This window comes from Micromonospora rhizosphaerae, from assembly GCF_900091465.1.
Lineage (GTDB): Bacteria > Actinomycetota > Actinomycetes > Mycobacteriales > Micromonosporaceae > Micromonospora > Micromonospora rhizosphaerae.
The window spans coordinates 7066185-7085751 of record NZ_FMHV01000002.1; the positions used below are offsets into that span (position 1 = coordinate 7066185).

Below are 19567 nucleotides of genomic sequence, written 5' to 3' on the forward strand. Positions count from 1 at the left end.
GAGTCCACCCCTACCGGGACGACTTCGGGTCGAGCGCGTCACGCAGCGCGTCGCCGAGCAGGTTGAAGGCGAGCACGAGGATGAAGATCGTGACGCCGGGGAAGAACACGTATGCCGGGTCGGTCTGCAGGTACGGGATGCTCTGGAAGATCATCCGACCGAAGTCGGCGGTGGGTTCGAGGATGCCGATGCCCAGGAACGACAGCGCCGCCTCGCCGGTGATGTACTGCGGCACGGCCAGCGAGAAGGCGACCAGGATCGGCGCCCAGAGGTTGGGCAGGAGCTGCCGGAAGAGCATGTGCCCCAGCCCGGCGCCGCTGGCCCGGGCGGCCTCCACGAACTCGCGTTCGCGCAGCGAGATCACCTGACCGCGGACCAACCGGGCGGTGCTCGTCCAGCCGAACGCGGCGAAGATGCCGATGAGGACGGCCACCTGGAACGCCGGCGGCACCTCCTCGCGGGGGCCGTAGAAGCGCAGCGCCACGGTCGGCACCACGGCCAGGGCGAAGATGAGGAACGGCAGGGCCAGCGCCACGTCGGTGATCCAGCTGATCACCGTGTCGACGATGCCGCCCAGGAAGCCGGCGAGGATGCCGGTCACCACGCCGATCGCGGTGGTGACCAGGGCGGCGGCGAACGCGATGAACAGCGACGTCCGCAGGCCGTACACCATCCGGATGAAGATGTCCCGGCCCAGCCGCGGTTCCAGCCCGAACCAGTGGTCGCCGGTGATGCCGCCGACGTAGCCCAGCGGCATGCCGTTGCCGTCCAGGAGCTGCTGGAACTGCTCGTTCGGGCCGACCCCGTACAGCTTGGCAACCAGCGGCGCGGCGAGTGCCAGCACGGTGAAGAACAGCAGCACGACGCCACTGACAATGGCCGTACGGTCCCGACGCAGCCGGGCCCAGGCGAGCTGGCCGGGTGACCGGCCGACGATCGCCCTCTCGTCGGGCTTGACGATGTCGACGGCCGGCTCGATCTCCGCCCGCGCCGCGCCCTCGACCGGGGACAGGCTCACTGCGACACCTCCGCGGACTCGCTGATCCCGGCGTTGATCGCTCCCTGCTCCGGGAAGTGGCAGGCCGTCAACTGTCGGCCGCCGTCACGGGCTACCAGTGCCGGTTCTTCGGTCGCGCACCGCTCCTGCGCCTTCCAGCAGCGGGTGCGGAACCGGCAGCCCGAGGGCGGGTTCAGCGGCGTCGGCACGTCCCCGGCCAGCCGGATCCGGCCGGCCGGGCCGAGGGTGGTCACATCCGGGATCGCCGACAGCAACGCCCGGGTGTACGGGTGCTGGGGCCGTTCGTAGATGTCGTCGCGGTCGCCGATCTCGACGATCTTGCCGAGGTACATGACCGCGACGCGGTGGCAGAAGTGCCGCACCACCGCCAGGTCGTGGGCGATGAACACGAACGCCAGATCCAGGTCGCGTTGCAGCTCGCGCAGCAGGTTGATCACCTGCGCCTGGATGGAGACGTCCAACGCCGACACGGGCTCGTCGGCGACGATCAGCTTCGGCCGCAGCGCCAGGGCGCGGGCGATGCCGATGCGCTGGCGCTGCCCACCGGAGAACTCGTGCGGATACCGGTTGTAGTGCTCCGGATTCAACCCCACCAGTTCCAGCAGTTCCTGGACCCGCTTCTTGATGCCGCCAGGCGGGTTGATGCCGTTGACCTGCAACGGCATGGCCACGATCCGGCCAACCGTGTGGCGGGGGTTCAGCGAGGCGTACGGGTCCTGGAAGATGATCTGCAGGTCCTGCCGCAGCGGCCGCAGCTCACGCCGCCGGGCGTGGGTGATGTCCCGCCCGGCGAATTCGATGCTGCCGGTCGTGGGCTCCAGCAGCCGCACCAGCATCCGCCCGGTCGTCGTCTTCCCACAGCCCGACTCGCCGACCAGGCCCAGGGTCTCCCCCGGCCGCACGTCGAAGTCCAGGCCATCCACGGCCCGCACCAGCCCGGTGGTGCGGAAGGCACCCCGCACCGGGAAGTGCTTCGTCAGACCGCGGACCCGCAGCAGTGGTTCCGCCGCCGCTCCCGGCGCCACCGGCGCCGTCTCCGCCTGCGCCGTCATTGGGCCACCCCCACCTGTGCGATGTCCTCCTGGTACAGCCGGGTGCGCTCCTCGGCCGGCAGGTGGCAGGCCACCAGGTGGCCGTCCTCCCCGGTCGGGCGCAGCTCCGGCACCTCGGTGAAGGAGCGGTCACCGTTGCGGCCGGCGTAGCGGCAGCGCGGGTGGAACGCGCACCCCGACGGCAGGTTGATCAGCGACGGCGGGTTGCCCTTGATCGGCACCAGGTCCGCGTCCGCGTCGCCGTGCAACGACGGCACGCTCGACAACAACCCCCACGTGTACGGGTGCTGCGGCCGCCGCAACACCTGCTCCACGCCGCCGTGCTCCACCGCCCGGCCGCCGTACATCACCAGCACGTCGTCGGCCACCTGGCTGACCACGCCCAGGTCGTGGGTGATCAGGATGATCGCGGAGTGGAACTCGGCCTGCAGGTCCTCCAGCAGGTCCAGGATCTGCGCCTGCACCGTGACGTCCAGCGCGGTCGTCGGCTCGTCCGCGATCAACAGGTCCGGATCGTTGACCAGGGCCATCGCGATCATCGCCCGCTGCCGCATGCCGCCGGAGAACTCGTGCGGGTACTGGTCGAACCGCTTCGCCGGCTGCGGGATGCCGACCCGTCCGAGCATGTCCACCGCCCGCTGCCGGGCCTCCCGCTTGCTCGCCTTCGGGTGGTGCACCCGGTACGCCTCGGCGATCTGCTTGCCCACTGTGTAGTAGGGATGCAGCGCCGACAGGGGGTCCTGGAAGATCATCGCCATGTCCCGGCCCCGCAGCCGGCGTACCGCCTCCTCCGGCAGGCCGACCAGCTGGCGGCCGCCGACGGAGATCTCGCCGGTGATGGTGGCGCGCTTGGCGCTGTGCAGGCCGAGGATGGCCAGCGAGGTGACGCTCTTGCCGGAGCCGGACTCGCCGACGATGCCGAGCGTGCGACCGCGCTCCACCGCGAAGGACACCCCGTCCACGGCGCGGACCACGCCGTCCTCGGTGTCGAAGCGGACCCGCAGGTCCTTCACCCGGAGGTAGGGCCCCTCGCCGGTGCGCTGCTCCGGCACGCTGGGGCCGTCGCCCGGAACCCCGGACGGCGCCGACTCCGACCTGCCCACGACCGCCTCCCTCAGTGACGAAGAGAACTTACAGCAAAGTTCTGAGGGCGAAAATAAGCTACAAGTCGGGACCTGTCAGCGGGCGTCAGCGTAACGAGTCTGCATCGGCCCTGACCAGTCCCCACCTGCACATTTATGACTGTGATCGACTCCAGCTGCGGCATGTCGCGGTGTCCTGGAGGGCGGAAGGCACCACCTCCCGTACATTGCGTCGATCTTGAGGCCAAGGCGCTGACGGATGTCGGGGCGCTCGCCTAGGGTCGGGCGCATGAGCGAGTTCGACGCGGCGACCGCCGCCGTCCAGGCCGCCCTCGACGCGGGAGCCCGGTACGCGGACGCCCGGGTGATGCACCGCCGCTACGAGTCGATGTCGGCCCGCAACGGCGACATCGAGGAGCTGGTCCAGGACGAGAGCGTCGGGCTGGGGGTCCGCGCGCTGGTCGGGTCGAGCTGGGGCTTCCACGCCGTACCGGATCTGTCGGACGCCGGGGCGCGCGACGCCGGCCGGCGCGCCGCGGCGATCGCCGCCGCGAGCGCGCGCGTCCCCGGCCCGCCGATCGACCTGGTCCCCACCGAGGCGACCACCGCCAACTGGTCCTCCGGGTGCGAGGTGGATCCGCTCGGCGTCCCGCTGTCGGACAAGGGCGACCTGCTGGTCCGGGCGACGGAGACGATGCGGTCGCACGGCGCCGACCTGGCCGAGGGGCTCTACCAGATCTGGGACACCGCGAAGTGGTTCGTCTCCAGCGAGGGCCACCGGATCGACCAGCGGATCCGCGAGTGCGGCGGCGGCATCTCGGCCACCTCGATCGGCGACGGCGAGACCCAGCGTCGCTCCTACCCCAGCTACCGCGGCCAGTACGGCACCACCGGCTGGGAGCTGGTCACGTCGCTCGACCTGGCCGCGCACGCCGCCCGGATCGCCGAGGAGTCCCGGGCGCTGCTCACCGCCCCCGGGTGCCCGGCCGGCGAGACGGACCTGATCCTCGGCGGCGAGCAGCTCGCGTTGCAGATCCACGAGTCGGTCGGGCACGCCATCGAGCTGGACCGGATCCTCGGCTGGGAGGCCGCCTTCGCCGGCACCTCCTGGCTGGACCTGGCCCAGCTCGGCTCGCTGCGTTACGGCTCCGACCTGATGAACATCACCATCGACCCGACCATCCCGGGCGCGCTGGGCAGCTTCGGCTTCGACGACGAGGGCTCCCCCGCGGTCGCTCGGGACGCGGTCCGCGAGGGGCGGTGGGTGGGCGTGCTCGCCGGCCGCGACTCGGGCGCCGTCGCCGGTCTGGGCTACGGCGGCAGCGTACGGGCGGACGGCTGGGCCCGGCTGCCGATGGTGCGGATGACCAACGTCGGCCTGGAACCGGGCCCGCACACGCTCGACGAGATCATCGCCGCCACCAACGAAGGGGTGCTGATGGACGTCAACCGCTCCTGGTCCATCGACGACAAGCGGCTCAACTTCCAGTTCGGTTGCGAGATCGGCTGGGAGGTGAAGAAGGGCCGGCGCGGGCGGATGCTGCGCAACCCCACCTACACCGGGATCGGCCCGCTCTTCTGGCGCTCGATGGACATGCTCTCTTCCGAGATCGTGCCCTGGGGCACCCCCAACTGCGGCAAGGGCCAGCCCGGCCAGGTCGGCCACACCGGTCACCCGGCCGCGCCGGCCCGCTTCCGCAATGTCCGGGTGGGGGTGCGCGCATGACCGGCTCCGGTGGCCGCGAGGGAAGGGACGGCGACATGACCGAGCTGGAGATCGCCGGTCAGGTGGTGGAGCTTGTCCGCCGGCTCGCCGGGCCGGACGCGCAGGCCGAGGCCGTGGTGAGCCGGACCGACCTGGCGCTGACCCGGTTCGCCAACTCCTTCATCCACCAGAACGTTGCCGAGTCGAGCGTGGCCGTGCGGCTGCGGGTGCACGTCGAGGGTCGTACCGCGGCCGGTGGCGGCAGCCTGGTCGACACCGACGGCCTCCGCGCGCTGGTCGAGCGGACCCTCACGGCGGCCCGGCTCTGCCCGCCCGACCCGGCCTGGCCGGGGCTGACCCCGCCCTCCCCGGTCCCGCCGAGCGCCGTCTTCGACGAGTCGACCGCGCACGCCGAGCCGGACGAGCGCGCCGCCCGGGTACGCGCCTTCGTGGACGCGGTGGGCGGGCTGGAGGCAGCCGGCTACTGCCGCACGTCGTACCGGTCCGGGGCGTTCGCCAACTCCGCCGGCCACTCGGCGCAGGGGCGTACGGCGGAGGCGGCGATGGACGGCATCGCCCGTACCGGCGGCTCGGACGGGGTGGCCCGACGCTGCGCCGACCGCCTCGCCGACCTCGACGGCGGCGCACTCGGCGCGCGGGCGGCGGCGAAGGCGCGGGCGGCGGCCGACCCGGTCGAGCTGCCTCCCGGGCGCTACGAGGTGGTGCTCGAGCCGGCCGCCGTGGCCGATCTCCTGCAGAACCTCGCCTGGTACGGCTTCAACGGCAAGCGGTACGCCGAGCGGCAGTCCTTCGCCGAGCTTGGCGCCGCCCAGTTCGACCCGTCGGTGACCCTGGTCGACGACCCGCTGCACGGCTCCGCCCTCCCGTACGACCTGGAGGGCACCCACCGACACCCGCTGACCCTGGTTGACGCGGGCACCACCATGGCGGTGGCGCACGACCGGCGCAGCGGCGCCGAGGTGGGTGTCGCGTCCACCGGTCACGGCATGGTCGGCGCGTCCACGTTCGGCCCGATCCCCCACAACCTCCGCCTGCTCCCCGCCGCCGCCCACACGGTCGGCGGCGACAGCCCGGCGCCCGTTGGCGGGGCGGCCGACGGCCCGGCGCCCGGCGAGGGGGCGGCCCCGAGCGGGCCGGGCGGCGGCGCCTCGACGGCGGGGGCGGTGGCCGATCCGGACACCGCCGCGCTGGTCGCCGGGGTGAAGCGCGGGCTGCTGGTGAGCGACTTCTGGTACACCCGGGTGCTCGACCCGAAGAGCCTGGTCATCACCGGGCTGACCCGCAACGGAGTGTGGCTGGTCGAGGACGGGGTGCCGACCAGGGCGGTACGCGACTTCCGGTTCACCGAGGCGTACCCGCGGGCGCTCGGGCCGGGCGCGGTGCTGGGCGTGGGGCGACGAGCGGTGCGGCAGCCGGACCGGGTCGACGGCGTCTGGTGGGAGCCTCCGCCGCTGCGGCTGGCCGCCTGGAACTTCACCGGCGGCGCCTCCGGCTGACCCGGTCGGGGCGATCTTTCCTAACGGCCGGACATCGATCACGCGTCCGGGTCTTTCCAAGGTGCGGGACACACGGGACACTGCGTTGCGCGGCCGGGCCGCAAAGATCGGCGTAACGTGTGTCACTTAGCTGCGCCGGTCTGCCGGTGCGGTCGTTGGTGTGCGCAAGACGTGGCAGTGGACGCGGTCTCGCCGGTCCGCTGACCGGTATGGAACGTGATCCGCCGCCCGCGAGGGCGCCGTCAGGGAGACGACTCGAATGACATCAACGGCAACGAGGCCGCGGGGGGCGCGGGCGCGCGCCGCCATCGCGGCGAAAACGTTGCGGACCGACCGCTGGTGGTTTGCTCCACTGATCACCGTCATCGGGCTCACCGCCTGGATCGCGTACGCGACGGTCCGGGTCTTCATGCACAAGTGGTACTGGGTGGACGCCTACCACTACCTGACCCCGTTCTACTCCCCGTGCGTGACGGACCGCTGCGTCGACGGGTCCTCGCACTTCGGCCGCTTCCTGCCGGACTGGTGGGTCATCCCGGACGCCGCACTGACCCTGCCGCTGCTGCTGCTGTTCCGGTTGAGCTGCTACTACTACCGCAAGGCCTACTACCGGTCGTACTGGCTCTCTCCCCCGGCCTGCGCGGTCCCGGACGGACACAAGGCCTACAGCGGTGAGACCCGCTTCCCGCTGCTCGGCCAGAACTCGCACCGCTACTTCTTCTACGCCGCCGCGATCATCTCGATCATCAACACCTACGACGCGATCTACGCGTTCCACTCCCCGAAGGGCTTCGGCTTCGGGCTGGGCAACCTGATCCTGCTGGCCAACGTGGTGATGCTTTGGGGGTACACCATCTCCTGCCACTCCTGCCGGCACATCATCGGCGGCCGGCTCAAGCACTTCTCCCAACACCCCCTGCGCTACAAGGGCTGGACCTTCGTCTCCTGGCTGAACGTCCGGCACATGCAGCTCGCCTGGATCACCCTCGGCACCCTGGCGCTCACCGACTTCTACGTCATGGCGGTAGCGGCCGGCTGGTTCAACGACCTGCGGTTCATCAACTAGAGGCCCTGGACATGACTGAGACTCGAATCGAACGACACCACTACGACGTCGTCGTGATCGGGGCCGGCGGCGCCGGCCTGCGCGCGGCGATCGAGGCCCGGCTGGCGGGCAAGAAGACGGCCATCATCTCGAAGTCGCTCTTCGGCAAGGCGCACACGGTGATGGCCGAGGGTGGCGCGGCCGCCGCCATGGGGAACATGAACAGCCGGGACAACTGGCAGGTGCACTTCCGCGACACGATGCGCGGCGGCAAGTTCCTCAACAACTTCCGGATGGCCGAGCTGCACGCGAAGGAGTCGCCGCAGCGGATCTGGGAGCTGGAGACGTACGGGGCGCTCTTCGACCGCACCAAGGACGGGAGGATCTCGCAGCGCAACTTCGGCGGCCACGAGTACCCGCGCCTGGCGCACGTCGGCGACCGGACCGGCCTGGAGCTGATCCGCACCCTCCAGCAGAAGATCGTCTCCCTCCAGCAGGAGGACAAGCGCGAGTTCGGCGACTACGAGGCCCGGATCAGGGTCTTCGCCGAGACCACCATCACCGAGCTGATGCTCGACGGCGACCGGATCGCCGGCGCGTTCGGCTACTACCGGGAGTCGGGCGAGTTCCTCCTCTTCGAGGCCCCGGCAGTGGTGCTGGCCACCGGTGGCGTCGGCCGGTCCTACAAGGTCACCTCGAACTCCTGGGAGTACACCGGGGACGGACACGCGCTGGCACTGCGCGCCGGGGCGACTCTGATCAACATGGAGTTCCTCCAGTTCCACCCGACCGGCATGGTCTGGCCGCCCTCGGTGAAGGGCATCCTGGTCACCGAGTCGGTCCGCGGTGACGGCGGCGTGCTGAAGAACTCCGAGGGCAAGCGGTTCATGTTCGACTACGTCCCCGACGTCTTCCGCAAGCAGTACGCGGAGACAGCGGAGGAGGCGGACCGCTGGTACGACGACCCGGACCACAACCGGCGTCCGCCCGAGCTGCTCCCCCGCGACGAGGTCGCCCGCGCGATCAACAGCGAGGTCAAGGCCGGTCGGGGTACGCCGGCCGGCGGCGTCTACCTGGACATCGCCTCCCGGCTGCCGGCCGCGGAGATCCGCCGCCGCCTGCCGTCGATGTACCACCAGTTCAAGGAGCTGGCCGACGTCGACATCACCGAGGAGCCGATGGAGGTCGGCCCGACCTGCCACTACGTCATGGGTGGCGTCGAGGTGGACCCGGACAGCGGCGCCGCGGCCGGCCGGGTCCGGGGTCTCTACGCCGCTGGTGAGGTCTCCGGCGGCATGCACGGCTCCAACCGGCTCGGCGGCAACTCGCTGTCCGACCTGCTGGTCTTCGGTAAGCGGGCGGGCGGCCACGCCGCGACGTACGCCGAGCAGCTCACCTCGCGCCCGAAGATCGCCATCGCGGCGGTGGAGGCCGCGGTGGAGACGGCGCTGGCCCCGCTCCAGCGGGACACCGGGGAGAGCCCGTACACCCTGCAGCAGGACCTCCAGGCGGTGATGGGCGAGCTGGTCGGCATCATCCGGCGAGAGGGTGAGCTGCGCGACGCCCTGGGCAAGCTGAGCGAGCTGCGCGAGCGGGTGGCCAAGGTGAGCGCGGCCGGCGGCCGGCGTTACAACCCGGGCTGGCACCTGGCGCTGGACCTGCGCAACATGCTGGTGGTCTCGGAGTGCACCGCGAAGGCGGCGCTGGAGCGGCAGGAGTCGCGCGGCGGGCACACCCGGGAGGACTTCCCGAAGATGGACGCGACGTGGCGCCGGGTCAACCTGGTCTGCTCCCTCGAGGGCGACACCGTCCGCCTGGAGCACAAGCCGCTGCCGAAGATGCGTCTGGAGCTGATGAAGCTCTTCGACCGGGCGGAGCTGGCCAAGTACCTGACCGACGAGGAGCTCGCCGAGTTCGACGCCCTCGCTGAGAAGGAGAGCTGACGAAATGGGTGAGCAGAAATCCCCGGCGGCCGGCAAGCCGGCCGTGAAGCGACAGTTCCGCATCTGGCGGGGCGACGAGAACGGCGGCGAGCTGCAGGACTACATGGTCGAGGTGAAGGAGGGCGAGGTCGTCCTCGACGTCATCCACCGCCTGCAGAACACCGACGCGCCGGACCTGGCCTGCCGCTGGAACTGCAAGGCGGGCAAGTGCGGCTCCTGCTCGATGGAGATCAACGGCAAGCCGCGGCTGAGCTGCATGACCCGGATGTCCACCTTTGCGGAGGACGAGACCGTCACCGTCACCCCGCTGCGGACCTTCCCGGTCATCCGGGACCTGGTCACTGACGTCTCCTTCAACTACCAGAAGGCCCTGGAGACGCCGGCCTTCGCGCCGCCGGCCGACGTGGCCCCGGGCGACTACCGGATGCAGCAGGTGGACGTCGAGCGCTCGCAGGAGTTCCGCAAGTGCATCGAGTGCTTCCTGTGCCAGACCGTCTGCCACGTGATCCGCGACCACGAGGAGAACAAGGAGGCCTTCGCCGGCCCGCGGTTCTTCATCCGGGCCGCCGAGCTGGACATGCACCCGCTCGACGCCAGGACCGACCGCAGGGAGTACGCGCAGCAGGAGCAGGGCCTCGGCTACTGCAACATCACCAAGTGCTGCACCGAGGTCTGCCCGGAGCACATCAAGATCACCGACAACGGGATCATCCCCATGAAGGAGCGGGTCGTCGACCGCAGGTACGATCCACTCGTGTGGCTCGGTAGCAAGATCTTCCGGAGGGGTCAGGTGCCTCAGACCTTCGTGACCAGCGCGCAGCACGGCGGCGCGGCGCACCCAGGTGCGACCCAGGGCGAAGCGCATCTGCATTCGCACGCGGGCGCGTCGCATGACCCGCGGCACGAGGCGCAGGCGCAGCGCGGCGTGAACTGGCACCGCCAGGTGCCCCGCCCGACCGAAGCGGCCGTCGACGACCGCGGCAAGCTCCCGCTGACGGAGCTGACCTTCGACCGCGCGGCCGCGCCGTCGCCGTTCGGTGACGACGTCCACTTCCCGCTGCCGCCCGAGCACCTGAACTTCGCCCACCCGCAGCAGGACGAGCCGAAGCACTGACCACCAGGACACCAACGACGGGGGCCGCGGCATCTGCCGCCGGCCCCCGTCCCCTTTCCGCCCCACCGTCCCCTTCCACCTCCTCGACGTTGATCATGGGGCTGACGGCGTCTTCAGCCGCCAACCCCATGATCAACGGGGTTGGGCAGGGCTGGGTGGGGAAGAGTCAGTGGGATCGGTCGGACAGCAGGAGGGGGCGGAGGGCGGCGACGATGGGGGCGTCGGCGGGGAGCCAGCTGACGGTGTCCAGCTCGGCGGCGGAGAGCCAGCGCAACTCCGAGTGCTCCAGGGGCTTCGGCTGGTCGCCGTGCAGGAGGCGGGCCGTGTACACCCGGAGGACGGAGCGGCCGTGCGCCATCCGGACGTCGCGGCCGACCCGCTGGCCGATCTCCACGCGTACGGCGAGCTCCTCGGCGCACTCCCGGATCAGCGCCGCGGTCTCGCTCTCGCCCGGCTCGACCTTGCCGCCGGGGAACTCCCACCGGCCGGCCACCTCGGGCGGCGCGGCGCGCGCACAGGCGAGGACCCGCCCGTTCGCGATGATCGCCGCTCCCACGACGACCTTCGGCTCGCGCCGGTCGGCCTGCCCGTTCCCGCTTACCCGTTCGGTCCGCACGGGCGTCCAGGGTGCCAGATCAATCGGCGGTTTGGGTACCGCGGTCGGCCGTCAGGCCAAGAGAACCCGGAAGTGTGGGCGTGGACACACCCTCCGTGCGGCGACAGACTAGAGGGCGTCGACTGAGACACGGGATGGCGACGATTTGGCCACAAGCCGGCAACGACGCCTGGGAGGTTCGGTGATGCGCGTGCTGTTCAACGGCCGGGCGAAACGCGATTACCTCAGCGACGCGCTCACCCTGCTGTCCGGGTGGACCCGGGAGGGTGAGCAGATCCGACGGAACCTCGTCCTCGACGAAACCCAGCACGCGGCCCTCACCGAGCGGATCAAGGTGGTCGCGGACGCGCTGCGCCTGCGCCCGGAGATCAGCCGCCGGGCCGACCGCACCCAGATCCGGGTCGGGCACGGCGACGGCGAGCCGCTGACCGAGGGCGAGGTCCTGCTCGCCGCCCGCATCGAGGACGCCGTCCGCGCGGTCACCGGCTCCTGACCGGCTGGTCCGCGCGGTTCACCGACACCTGTGCGGCCGGTCCCTGACGTCTCCGCCAACTGGGCGGCCGGTCCGGCCTGACCGCTGCGCCACCCGGACGTGTTTCCCGGTGAGCGTTATGCCTGTCAGGCAATTTATGACTCAGCGTCATACCGCTCACCGGCCCGCCTGCCCGCGGCGACGTGCACAACGTGATCCTGCACCACGTCTCCTGTCAGCTTCGTCCACCACTACGTCTTCCCGGACGGTGCGGAACTGCTCGGCTCGGGGACGCTGCGCTTCCGGACCGAGGAGGAGTTGCGCGCGTCCCTCGCCGCCGCCGGCTTCACCGTCGAGCGGTTGTCCGGCGGCTGGGGCCGGGAGCCGGCGGGCGCCAGCGGCGACGGGGAACTGATCGTCATCGCCCGCGCCGACTAGACCCGTCGAGGCCCGCTGCTCGCGACCCGGTCGCCGGAGAGCAGGCGCAGCGCCAGCGTGGTGGTCCAGGCGAAGGCGAGGGTGACCGCGAGGGCGAGCCGTACGCTCAGCCCCTCCTGGCCGGGCCAGGCCACCAGCGCCAGGGCGACCATGCCGGTGGCCGCACTGTAGGCCGCCCAGCAGGGCTGCCGCAGCACGACGGCCCGGCGGACCACCACGAAGCAGGCCAGCACCAGGGCGGTGAAGGCGAGCGGCGGGGCGACGGCGTGCACGATGCCGTGCCAGCTCATCGGGTCCGCGTTCCCCGCGGGAGCGCCGGGCGGGAAGCCGAGCGCCGGGTCCGGCCGAAACCCCCCGCCCACGATCAGGCCGAGGCCGAAGACACCGACAAGTGGCGGCACCCAGGCTCCCGCCGGGCCGGGGCGCAGGGCACGCCGCAACCCGACGGCGTACGCGGCGCTGAGCAGGCCGGCGCCGATGAACGCCGACATCTGGATCCAGCCCAGGGTGCCGAGGGTGAGCAGGCTGATCGGGTGCCGGCGGAGGTCGTAGCCGTCGCGGGTGAAGGCCTGCGCCGCCACCGTCACGACGAAGACCGGCCCGGCCAGAGCGCCGCAGACCAGCAGCCCCCGGGTGGTCCGGGAAGGGGACGCGGCCCGTAGTGCCGCGCGGTCGGCCAGCGTGCTGGACTCGCTCGTCACCACCGTCTCCTCGGGGTCAGCAGGCCAGTGGCTTGCCGGTCTCCAACAGCGTCTTGAGGTCGCTGAGCACCTCGCTCCAGCCGCCGCCGGCGTTCGGCACCTCCCCGCCGACCATCGCCGCCACGCTGGGCGCGTCGGTGACGTCGTGGACCACCGTCAGCCGGGTGACGCCCGGGCTGATCTCATCGATCTCGTACGTCAGGCGGGTGGGCGGCTCGGCGGCGGCCTCCGCGCCCCAGAGCGGGTGCCAGGTCTGCACCAGCCGGCGCGGAGGGTCGACCTCGAGGACCTCGCCCTCGACGGCCAGCTCCGGCACGCCCACCGCCGTCATTTCCGGGCTCGCGAGGCCGCGGTACCGGCCACCGGGGCGCAGCTCGTAGTGCGCGGGCGACCGGTAGCCGTACCGCTCGCTCCATTCCGGATCGGTGATCGCCGCCCAGACCGCCTCCGGCGTCGCCTTGATGTAGATCCGGTAGACCTGGACGGTACGCGTGGTGCTGGTCATCACTGGTCCTCCAACTCGGCTTTCAGGTCGACGAGTGCCGACGCGTGGTGCGCGGTGTACTTGTCGATCCACCGGTCGTGGATCTGGCGGATCGGCACGGGGTTGAGGAAGTGCAGCTTTTCCCGGCCCGACCGGCGGGAGACGACGAGACCCGCCTCCTCCAGCACGCGCAGGTGCTTCATGACGCCGAAGCGGGTCATCTCCAGCTCGGACTCCAGCTCGGTCAGGGTGCGTCCGTCCCGGGCGAAGAGCAGGTCGAGCAGGAAACGCCGCGTCGGGTCGGCGAGCGCCTTGAACACGAGATCGTCGTCGGGCACGACTTAAAAATAGGTGACCATTTGGTCACATGTCAACGCCAGGGCCGGGGATTCGCGCCGTCATTCGCAGCGGCAGAGGGTTCGATCATCAGCGGATCGTACGGACGCACCCCACCATTCACCCGACGGGCCGAACAGTGGAGCGGTTGCCGGCTGCCTCGACGTTCCACCGTCGGCCGAGGGCCGCGACGTTGCTCAGGCGGATCCGTCCGAGCTCGGCGGGTATCTGCGGGTCGGCGTGCAACGCGCCACCGTGTGGTCCCAGGCCGAGCATGGTGCGCAGAAACAGCAGGGGCGCTCCGCTGGCCCACGCCTGCGGATTGCACGCGGTCGGATAGGGCACGGGCTCGCGGCCGAAGGACTGGTCGTAGCCGGAGAACGCCTCAGGCAGCCGGTGCTGGGAGTAGGCGGCCGCGTTCAGCATGGCCATGGCAATGCGGTTGGCCTCGTCGCGGTAGCCGTATCGGGCCAGCCCGGCGGCGATGATCGAGTTGTCGTGTGGCCAGACGGTGCCGAGGTGGTATCCGATGGGGTTGTAGCCCATATCGGCGGTGGACAGGGTGCGCACGCCCCAGCCGGAGAACATCTCGTCGGACATCAGCCGCGCCGCGACCTGGCCGGCGCGGTCCTGCGGCACGATGCCGCTCCACAGCAGGTGACCCATGTTCGACGTCATCGAGTCGATGCGGCGCTTGTCACCGTCGAGGCCGACGGCGTAGTAGCCACCCCGCTCAGGGACCCAGTAGTCCTGATTGAACTGCTCACGTAGCCGGGTGGCCGCTGCGCGCAGCCGCCGCGCCAGGTCAGGTTCCTGCCACGGGCCGTCGGCGAGTTCGGCCGCGCGCAGCTTCGCGTCGTACGTGTAGCCCTGTGTCTCGCAGGTGGCGATCGGAAGCACGGGGATGGTGCCGTCGGCAAACTGCACCCCGTCCGGGGAATCCCGCCAGCACTGGTTACCCAGGCCTTGCGTGGAGCGGGTGGCGTATTCGACGTAGCCGTCCCCGTCACGGTCGCCGTAGCGGTCGATCCACCGGAGGGCGGCATCGGCGTTGCCGCGCAGCCGGTGCACGAGTTCGTGGTCGCCGGTCCACCGCCAGTACTCGGAGAGCAGGATCAGCCACAGAGCGGTGCTGTCCGCGCCGCCGTAGTAGGGACGGTAAGGCTTGAGGCCGAGCTGGGTCAGCTCACCTGTGCGGAACTCGTGGAAGATCTTCCCCGGTTCCCGGTCGGTGAAGTCGTCGAACGTCTGTGCCTGGTGCGCGGCCATCACGATCAGGGCGCCGCGGGCCACCTCGGCACCGCAGGTCATGGTCTGGTAGGCAGTGATCAACGTGTCCCGACCGAACGCCGTCATGAACCACGGCAGCCCCGCGGCGATCAGAACCACCGGTTCCCCGCCTATGGTCTTTTCGATCCGCATCGACACCAGGTCGGCCGCCGACCTGTGGTAGGCGTTGCGCAGCAGGTCCGTGTCGGTCTCCAGATGCGGCTTCTCCGCCGCCCACCGGGTCGACGGATCGTCCGGCCCGTGTTCGAACACGTGCCCGAACTCCCGGACCGTGGGACGGTAGCTTTCCTCGCCACAGCGCAACGGGACCCACAGCTGGCACCCCCAGCGCTGTCCCCGGTCGAGGTGGAGGTCCCAGACCAGAGCGTCCCCGTCGAGCCGGTCTGCGACCGGCTCGGCCTCGACTCGCGCCATGGCCGAGTAGTCGCCGTTGCGGTAGGCGAACTCGAGCGCCGAGCCGTCCGGCTCATGCCGGCGGACGATGTCCGCAGCGCGGTCGCGGCCGGACTCCTTGATCTCGAACAAGTCGGCGAAGTCGGTGCCGACCGCCAAGCGCAGCCGGAAGGATACCGGCTCGATCCCGAAGTACCGCACCTCGATGCGTTCGTAGAGCCCGTCACCGACGAACCGCTGCCGCCGCACCCCGATCCGATTCGCGGGCAGATCGGGCAGGTTGGAGTTGGCCAGGAAGAACGCCGCGGAGTGGGCATCCACGGCTCCGGAGGACAGCACCAGCAGGGGCGCCTCGTTGATCGTCAGCTCCCACTGGCCGATGAACCGGGTGTCGTCGTGGACGAGGCCGCCGATCGAACCTCTCGGCACGTTTCCGACGGCGTCGGAGAACATGAACGTGCGACCCTCGAGTACGCCGATCGCATCGGGCCCCAACTCCGGGGGTAGGTCTCGGCAGGCGCCGCTGGGCACGCCGTGGCGTGCCCGCGCCTCCGGCATCGGGTCAGCGGGCGTCGGTCGCTGTGTCGCCGTCACGCACACCTCCCAGGATTCGGGAGCAGGACTGGCAATGCCGTACGTCCGTCCGCAGCCGATGACCAGCGGTGGCGCCGCCCAGCGTCAGGGGCAGCACGCACAAGCGCGACTACCCGCCCCGCGCGCCCGTAATCGCCTCGCCGGGCAGCCCGTTCTTATCCTTGCAACTGTGGCGGCGCAATGGACCGGGTCGGACGCCTGGGTCTTCTCCTCCATCGAGGGAACCGGCCCTGACGACGGCTACACGCTCGCCCAGATCATCACCAAGGCCGACGGCATCAATCACGACATCCTGACTGAGGCGGAGTTCACCCGGGCCGTGCCCCGCCTGGTCGCCGCCGGCCTCATCGGCGCCGATGCCGAGGCCGATCGCTACTGGCACACCGAGGCGGGACGAGCACTGCATCAGCGATGGATGAAACGAGGCGGCCTGTTCAGTTGGATGGACGTCATTCCGCCCGCGCTGAGCCGACTCGGCGAGCCCCGGGATGCGGCTTGGTCGCTGCCCGCCGGCACGTTCGAGCGCGCAGTCCAAAATCACCACCAGTGGGGGGAGGCCATCCTCAAACGACGCCACGCTCGCCGCCGAGATCCAGGAGGCCGTCCCTAACGACGGTCTCGGCGGGCATCGTGCTCCTGTCCCCCGGCGAGGAATGTGCTTACTCTCGCCGACGCGTCGCTTCTTCGACCGCGGTTGTTGGCGGAGCGGTGCGGCGGAGGTTTGGGGGGCAAATCGGCTGGGGCAGATATTCGTGACCGACCACGCCGACAAGGGAGGCCACGACATGGCGAAGGGCGACATCGAGACGTACAACGAGGATGGGCAGTGGAAGAACCGTCCTGAGGGAAACCAGCGCGCGAGCACGGTGCACGACACCAAGGCAGAAGCGGAAGCAACGGGCCGACAGATGGCCAGTGAGCGCGACGTCGAACACGTGATCAAGAAGCAAGACGGCACCATAAGCGAGAAGAACACCTACCCCCGTAGCCGCGACCCTCGCCAGATCAAGGGCTGAGCAGCGAGAGAACGGCCCCTGACCAGCAGAAACGCGGTCGGGGGCCGATCTTGTTTGGTCCCGCGCTCTCGGGCGACCTGCTGGTCTCGCGCCCTAGCGCGGTGGCGAGGGCGCCTCGCCTGGGTGTCTCCGCTCGCGTATTGCGTCCCACGCCGCAACGCCGGCCAGGACGAGGGTTGCGGCGGTGGCGGCGACGATCGGCGCGCGGTGGAGCATCGCCGGCGTCAAGGCGGCAAGCGCGAGCAGTCCGATCACCCGGGACGGACATCACCGAAGCGCACAAGGACCAGCTCGGCCGCGACCTGCTGGAGTTCGGGACCCCCCTGCCGGCCCTTCTACGACGCCCGGTAGTATTTACTACGTCTCGTAGTATCAACCCTGAAGGGATACCAAGTGAGCACCATCGTCCTCATCCACGGCCTCTGGCTCACCCCGCGCAGCTGGGAACACTGGGTCCCGTACTACGAGAGCAAGGGCCACCGGGTGCTTACGCCCGCGTACCCGGGCTTCGACGTCGAGGTGGAGGCGCTGCGCGCCGACCCGACACCGATCGCCACGGTCACCGTGCCGGAGACCCTCGCCCACCTGGAGAAGGTCGTCACCAGCCTGGACGAGAAGCCAATCCTCATCGGGCACTCGTTCGGCGGGGCCTTCACCCAGCTGCTGCTCGACCGCGGGCACGGCGCCGCCGGTGTCGTCATCGACTCCGCGCCGCCGGAAGGCATCCTGGTCACGCCGCCGTCGCAGATCAAGTCGCTGTTCCCGGTCCTCAACAACCCGGCCAAGCGCCATCAGGCCGTGGGTCTCACACCCGAACAGTGGCACTACGCGTTCACCAACAACCTGTCGGCCGAGGACTCGAAGGCCGCCTACGACCGGTACGCCATCCCGACGCCCGGCAGCTGGGTGTGGGACGGCCTGCTGGCCAATCTCCAACCCGGCAAGCAGGACACCTGGGTCGACTTCCGCAACGCCGACCGGGCGCCGCTGCTGTTCATCGCCGGAGGGTCCGACCACGTCCTGCCGCCGTCGGTGAACAAGTCCAACGCCCACCACTACAAGGGCGAAGGCACGATCACCGACTACATCGAGTTCCCCGGCCGATCGCACTGGACCTGCGTCGAGCCCGGCTGGGAACAGGTCGCCGACACGGCACTCGACTGGGCGCTGCGGCACGCCCGGTGAGGCCCGGCTGACCCACATCGGCGGGCCGACCGTGCTGATCGAGGCGGCCGGATGGCGCCTGCTCACCGACCCCACCTTCGATCCGCCCGGACGCCGCTACTCGTTCGGCTGGGGCACGGCCTCCCGCAAGGAGGCCGGCCCCGCCGTCCAGCCGTCGGCACTCGGACCGCTCGACTTCGCCGCGCGTCTGGTGCGCATCGAGTGGCAGTTCGCGCCGCAGTCCAAGGTCATCGTGGTCGCAGAGCGGCTGGGGCACGAGAACGCGACCCTGGTCCTGTCGACGTACGGGCACCTGATGCCGGACTCGGAGGAGCGCACCCGCCGCGCGGTCGACGAGGCATGGGGCTGTGCCCCCGGTGTGCCCCAAACCGAGGGCACAACCGCCTGACCAGGGAGAACAGGCCGGATTCAGACGTTGAAGCGGAACTCCACCACGTCCCCGTCCTGCATGACGTACTCCTTGCCCTCGATCCGGACCTTGCCGGCGGCCTTCGCCGCCGCCATCGATCCGGCCGCGACCAGGTCGTCGTAGGAAACCACCTCGGCCTTGATGAAGCCGCGCTGGAAGTCGGAGTGGATGACGCCCGCGGCCTCGGGCGCGGTCGCGCCGATCGGGACGGTCCAGGCCCGCGCCTCCTTGGGGCCCGCCGTCAGGTACGTCTGGAGCCCGAGCGTGCGGAAGCCGACCCGGACGAGCTGGTCCAAGCCCCGCTCGGACTGCCCGATCGACTCCAGCAGCTCGCGGGCCTCCTCCTCGGGCAGGTCCACCAGCTCGGACTCGATCTTCGCGTCCATGAAGACCGCCTCGGCCGGGGCGACCAGCGCCCGCAGCTCGTCGAGGAACTCGGGGTTGGCCAGCTCGGCCTCGTCGACGTTGAAGACGTAGAGGAAGGGCTTGGTGGTGAGCAGGTGCAGCTCCCGCAGGTGCTCCAGCTCGATCTTCGCGGCCGCCGCGCCGGCGTACAGGGTGATGCCCTTGTCCAGGACCTCGACCGCCTGCTTGGCCGCGGTCAGGGCGGCGCCCCGGTCCTTACGGAGCTTGGCCTCCTTCTCCAGCCGGGGCAGCGCCTTCTCGAGGGTCTGGAGGTCGGCCAGGATCAGCTCGGTGTTGATCGTCTCGATGTCGTCGGCCGGGGAGACCTTGCCGTCGACGTGCACCACGTTCGGGTCGGAGAAGGCGCGCACCACCTGGCAGATCGCCGAGGCGTCGCGGATGTTCGCCAGGAACGCGTTGCCCCGGCCCTGCCCCTTCGAGGCGCCCCGGACCAGGCCGGCGATGTCGACGAACGACACCGGCGCCGGCAGCAGCTTCTGCGAGGAGAAGATCTCCGCGAGCTGGTCCAGCCGCTCGTCCGGCAGCCCGACCACGCCGACGTTCGGCTCGATGGTGGCGAACGGGTAGTTCGCCGCGAGCACGTCGTTCTTGGTCAGCGCGTTGAACAGGGTGCTCTTGCCGACGTTGGGCAGGCCGACGATGCCGATGGTGAGACTCACGACGAGCCAGCTTACGCCGGTGACCCCCGGCCCCGGGCAGGCAGGCCCGACGGAGCCGGCCCGGCTGGGAAA

General features: G+C 70.5%; 19 protein-coding genes. 10 read left to right on the forward strand and 9 right to left on the reverse strand.

Going from position 1 to position 19567, the window contains the following annotated elements; genetic code table 11:
* Positions 1 to 10: 10 nt before the first annotated feature.
* The 3 genes from GA0070624_RS33225 to GA0070624_RS33235 are packed head-to-tail and all read right to left on the reverse strand — an operon-like array spanning position 11 to position 3173.
* Positions 11 to 1018: an ABC transporter permease gene (locus tag GA0070624_RS33225; RefSeq protein ID WP_091347612.1), complete on the reverse strand. Its 1008-nt coding sequence runs from the start codon at positions 1016 to 1018 to the stop codon at positions 11 to 13.
* Positions 1015 to 2070 (reverse strand): ABC transporter ATP-binding protein, encoded by a 1056-nt coding sequence (locus GA0070624_RS33230; protein WP_091347615.1) that lies wholly within the window; start codon positions 2068 to 2070, stop codon positions 1015 to 1017. The genes GA0070624_RS33225 and GA0070624_RS33230 overlap by 4 nt, the downstream gene beginning before the upstream one ends.
* Complete coding sequence (locus GA0070624_RS33235; protein WP_091347618.1) at positions 2067 to 3173, reverse strand: ABC transporter ATP-binding protein; 1107 nt, start codon at positions 3171 to 3173, stop codon at positions 2067 to 2069. The genes GA0070624_RS33230 and GA0070624_RS33235 overlap by 4 nt, the downstream gene beginning before the upstream one ends.
* A gap of 268 nt (positions 3174 to 3441) precedes the next feature.
* On the opposite strand from GA0070624_RS33235, the gene GA0070624_RS33240 reads away from it, so the two are divergent.
* The 5 genes from GA0070624_RS33240 (at position 3442) to GA0070624_RS33260 (ending at position 10476) form a co-directional block, all read left to right on the forward strand.
* Positions 3442 to 4878 (forward strand): TldD/PmbA family protein, encoded by a 1437-nt coding sequence (locus GA0070624_RS33240; protein ID WP_091347621.1) that lies wholly within the window; start codon positions 3442 to 3444, stop codon positions 4876 to 4878.
* Between the two features lie 35 nt (positions 4879 to 4913).
* Positions 4914 to 6374 carry a TldD/PmbA family protein gene (locus GA0070624_RS33245; RefSeq protein ID WP_091350379.1) on the forward strand — a complete coding sequence of 487 codons (1461 nt, stop codon included), beginning with the start codon at positions 4914 to 4916 and terminating at the stop codon, positions 6372 to 6374.
* Positions 6375 to 6633: 259 nt separating this feature from the next.
* Positions 6634 to 7440, forward strand: a complete 807-nt coding sequence (locus tag GA0070624_RS33250) for a hypothetical protein (protein ID WP_091347625.1) — start codon at positions 6634 to 6636, stop codon at positions 7438 to 7440.
* A gap of 11 nt (positions 7441 to 7451) precedes the next feature.
* A complete protein-coding gene (locus tag GA0070624_RS33255; RefSeq protein ID WP_091347628.1) occupies positions 7452 to 9362 on the forward strand; it encodes a fumarate reductase/succinate dehydrogenase flavoprotein subunit in 1911 nt (636 codons plus the stop codon).
* Between the two features lie 4 nt (positions 9363 to 9366).
* On the forward strand, positions 9367 to 10476 hold the full coding sequence (locus tag GA0070624_RS33260; protein ID WP_091347632.1) for a succinate dehydrogenase/fumarate reductase iron-sulfur subunit: 1110 nt from the start codon (positions 9367 to 9369) through the stop codon (positions 10474 to 10476).
* 166 nt (positions 10477 to 10642) lie between these two features.
* Here GA0070624_RS33260 and GA0070624_RS33265 read toward each other — a convergent pair whose 3' ends face one another.
* Positions 10643 to 11092 carry a (deoxy)nucleoside triphosphate pyrophosphohydrolase gene (locus GA0070624_RS33265; RefSeq protein ID WP_091347634.1) on the reverse strand — a complete coding sequence of 150 codons (450 nt, stop codon included), beginning with the start codon at positions 11090 to 11092 and terminating at the stop codon, positions 10643 to 10645.
* Positions 11093 to 11276: 184 nt separating this feature from the next.
* Here GA0070624_RS33265 and GA0070624_RS33270 point away from each other — a divergent pair, with 184 nt between their 5' ends.
* The gene (locus GA0070624_RS33270; RefSeq protein WP_091347637.1) at positions 11277 to 11585 is read left to right on the forward strand and encodes a 4a-hydroxytetrahydrobiopterin dehydratase; all 309 of its coding nucleotides are present in this window, start codon (positions 11277 to 11279) and stop codon (positions 11583 to 11585) included.
* A 413-nt stretch (positions 11586 to 11998) separates the two neighbouring features.
* Here the strand turns inward: GA0070624_RS33270 and GA0070624_RS33280 are convergent, their stop codons facing one another.
* The 4 genes from GA0070624_RS33280 to GA0070624_RS33295 form a co-directional block, all read right to left on the reverse strand.
* Positions 11999 to 12703 carry a DUF998 domain-containing protein gene (locus GA0070624_RS33280; protein ID WP_091350384.1) on the reverse strand — a complete coding sequence of 235 codons (705 nt, stop codon included), beginning with the start codon at positions 12701 to 12703 and terminating at the stop codon, positions 11999 to 12001.
* A 16-nt stretch (positions 12704 to 12719) separates the two neighbouring features.
* The gene (locus tag GA0070624_RS33285) at positions 12720 to 13208 is read right to left on the reverse strand and encodes an SRPBCC family protein (protein ID WP_091347638.1); all 489 of its coding nucleotides are present in this window, start codon (positions 13206 to 13208) and stop codon (positions 12720 to 12722) included.
* Complete coding sequence (locus GA0070624_RS33290) at positions 13208 to 13525, reverse strand: ArsR/SmtB family transcription factor (RefSeq protein WP_091347641.1); 318 nt, start codon at positions 13523 to 13525, stop codon at positions 13208 to 13210. Before GA0070624_RS33290 ends, GA0070624_RS33285 begins: the two co-directional genes overlap by 1 nt.
* Before the next feature lie 118 nt (positions 13526 to 13643).
* Complete coding sequence (locus GA0070624_RS33295) at positions 13644 to 15800, reverse strand: amylo-alpha-1,6-glucosidase (RefSeq protein WP_245719097.1); 2157 nt, start codon at positions 15798 to 15800, stop codon at positions 13644 to 13646.
* 169 nt (positions 15801 to 15969) lie between these two features.
* On the opposite strand from GA0070624_RS33295, the gene GA0070624_RS33300 reads away from it, so the two are divergent.
* The 4 genes from GA0070624_RS33300 (at position 15970) to GA0070624_RS36245 (ending at position 18389) form a co-directional block, all read left to right on the forward strand.
* Positions 15970 to 16410 carry a hypothetical protein gene (locus tag GA0070624_RS33300; protein WP_091347646.1) on the forward strand — a complete coding sequence of 147 codons (441 nt, stop codon included), beginning with the start codon at positions 15970 to 15972 and terminating at the stop codon, positions 16408 to 16410.
* A gap of 142 nt (positions 16411 to 16552) precedes the next feature.
* Positions 16553 to 16816: a DUF2188 domain-containing protein gene (locus GA0070624_RS33305; RefSeq protein ID WP_245719098.1), complete on the forward strand. Its 264-nt coding sequence runs from the start codon at positions 16553 to 16555 to the stop codon at positions 16814 to 16816.
* A 393-nt stretch (positions 16817 to 17209) separates the two neighbouring features.
* Positions 17210 to 18001: an alpha/beta hydrolase gene (locus GA0070624_RS33310; protein WP_091347649.1), complete on the forward strand. Its 792-nt coding sequence runs from the start codon at positions 17210 to 17212 to the stop codon at positions 17999 to 18001.
* 31 nt (positions 18002 to 18032) lie between these two features.
* Complete coding sequence (locus tag GA0070624_RS36245) at positions 18033 to 18389, forward strand: hypothetical protein (RefSeq protein ID WP_245719099.1); 357 nt, start codon at positions 18033 to 18035, stop codon at positions 18387 to 18389.
* A gap of 20 nt (positions 18390 to 18409) precedes the next feature.
* Here GA0070624_RS36245 and ychF read toward each other — a convergent pair whose 3' ends face one another.
* Positions 18410 to 19495, reverse strand: a complete 1086-nt coding sequence (ychF, locus tag GA0070624_RS33320; RefSeq protein WP_091347652.1) for a redox-regulated ATPase YchF — start codon at positions 19493 to 19495, stop codon at positions 18410 to 18412.
* Between the last annotated feature and the right edge of the window lie 72 nt (positions 19496 to 19567).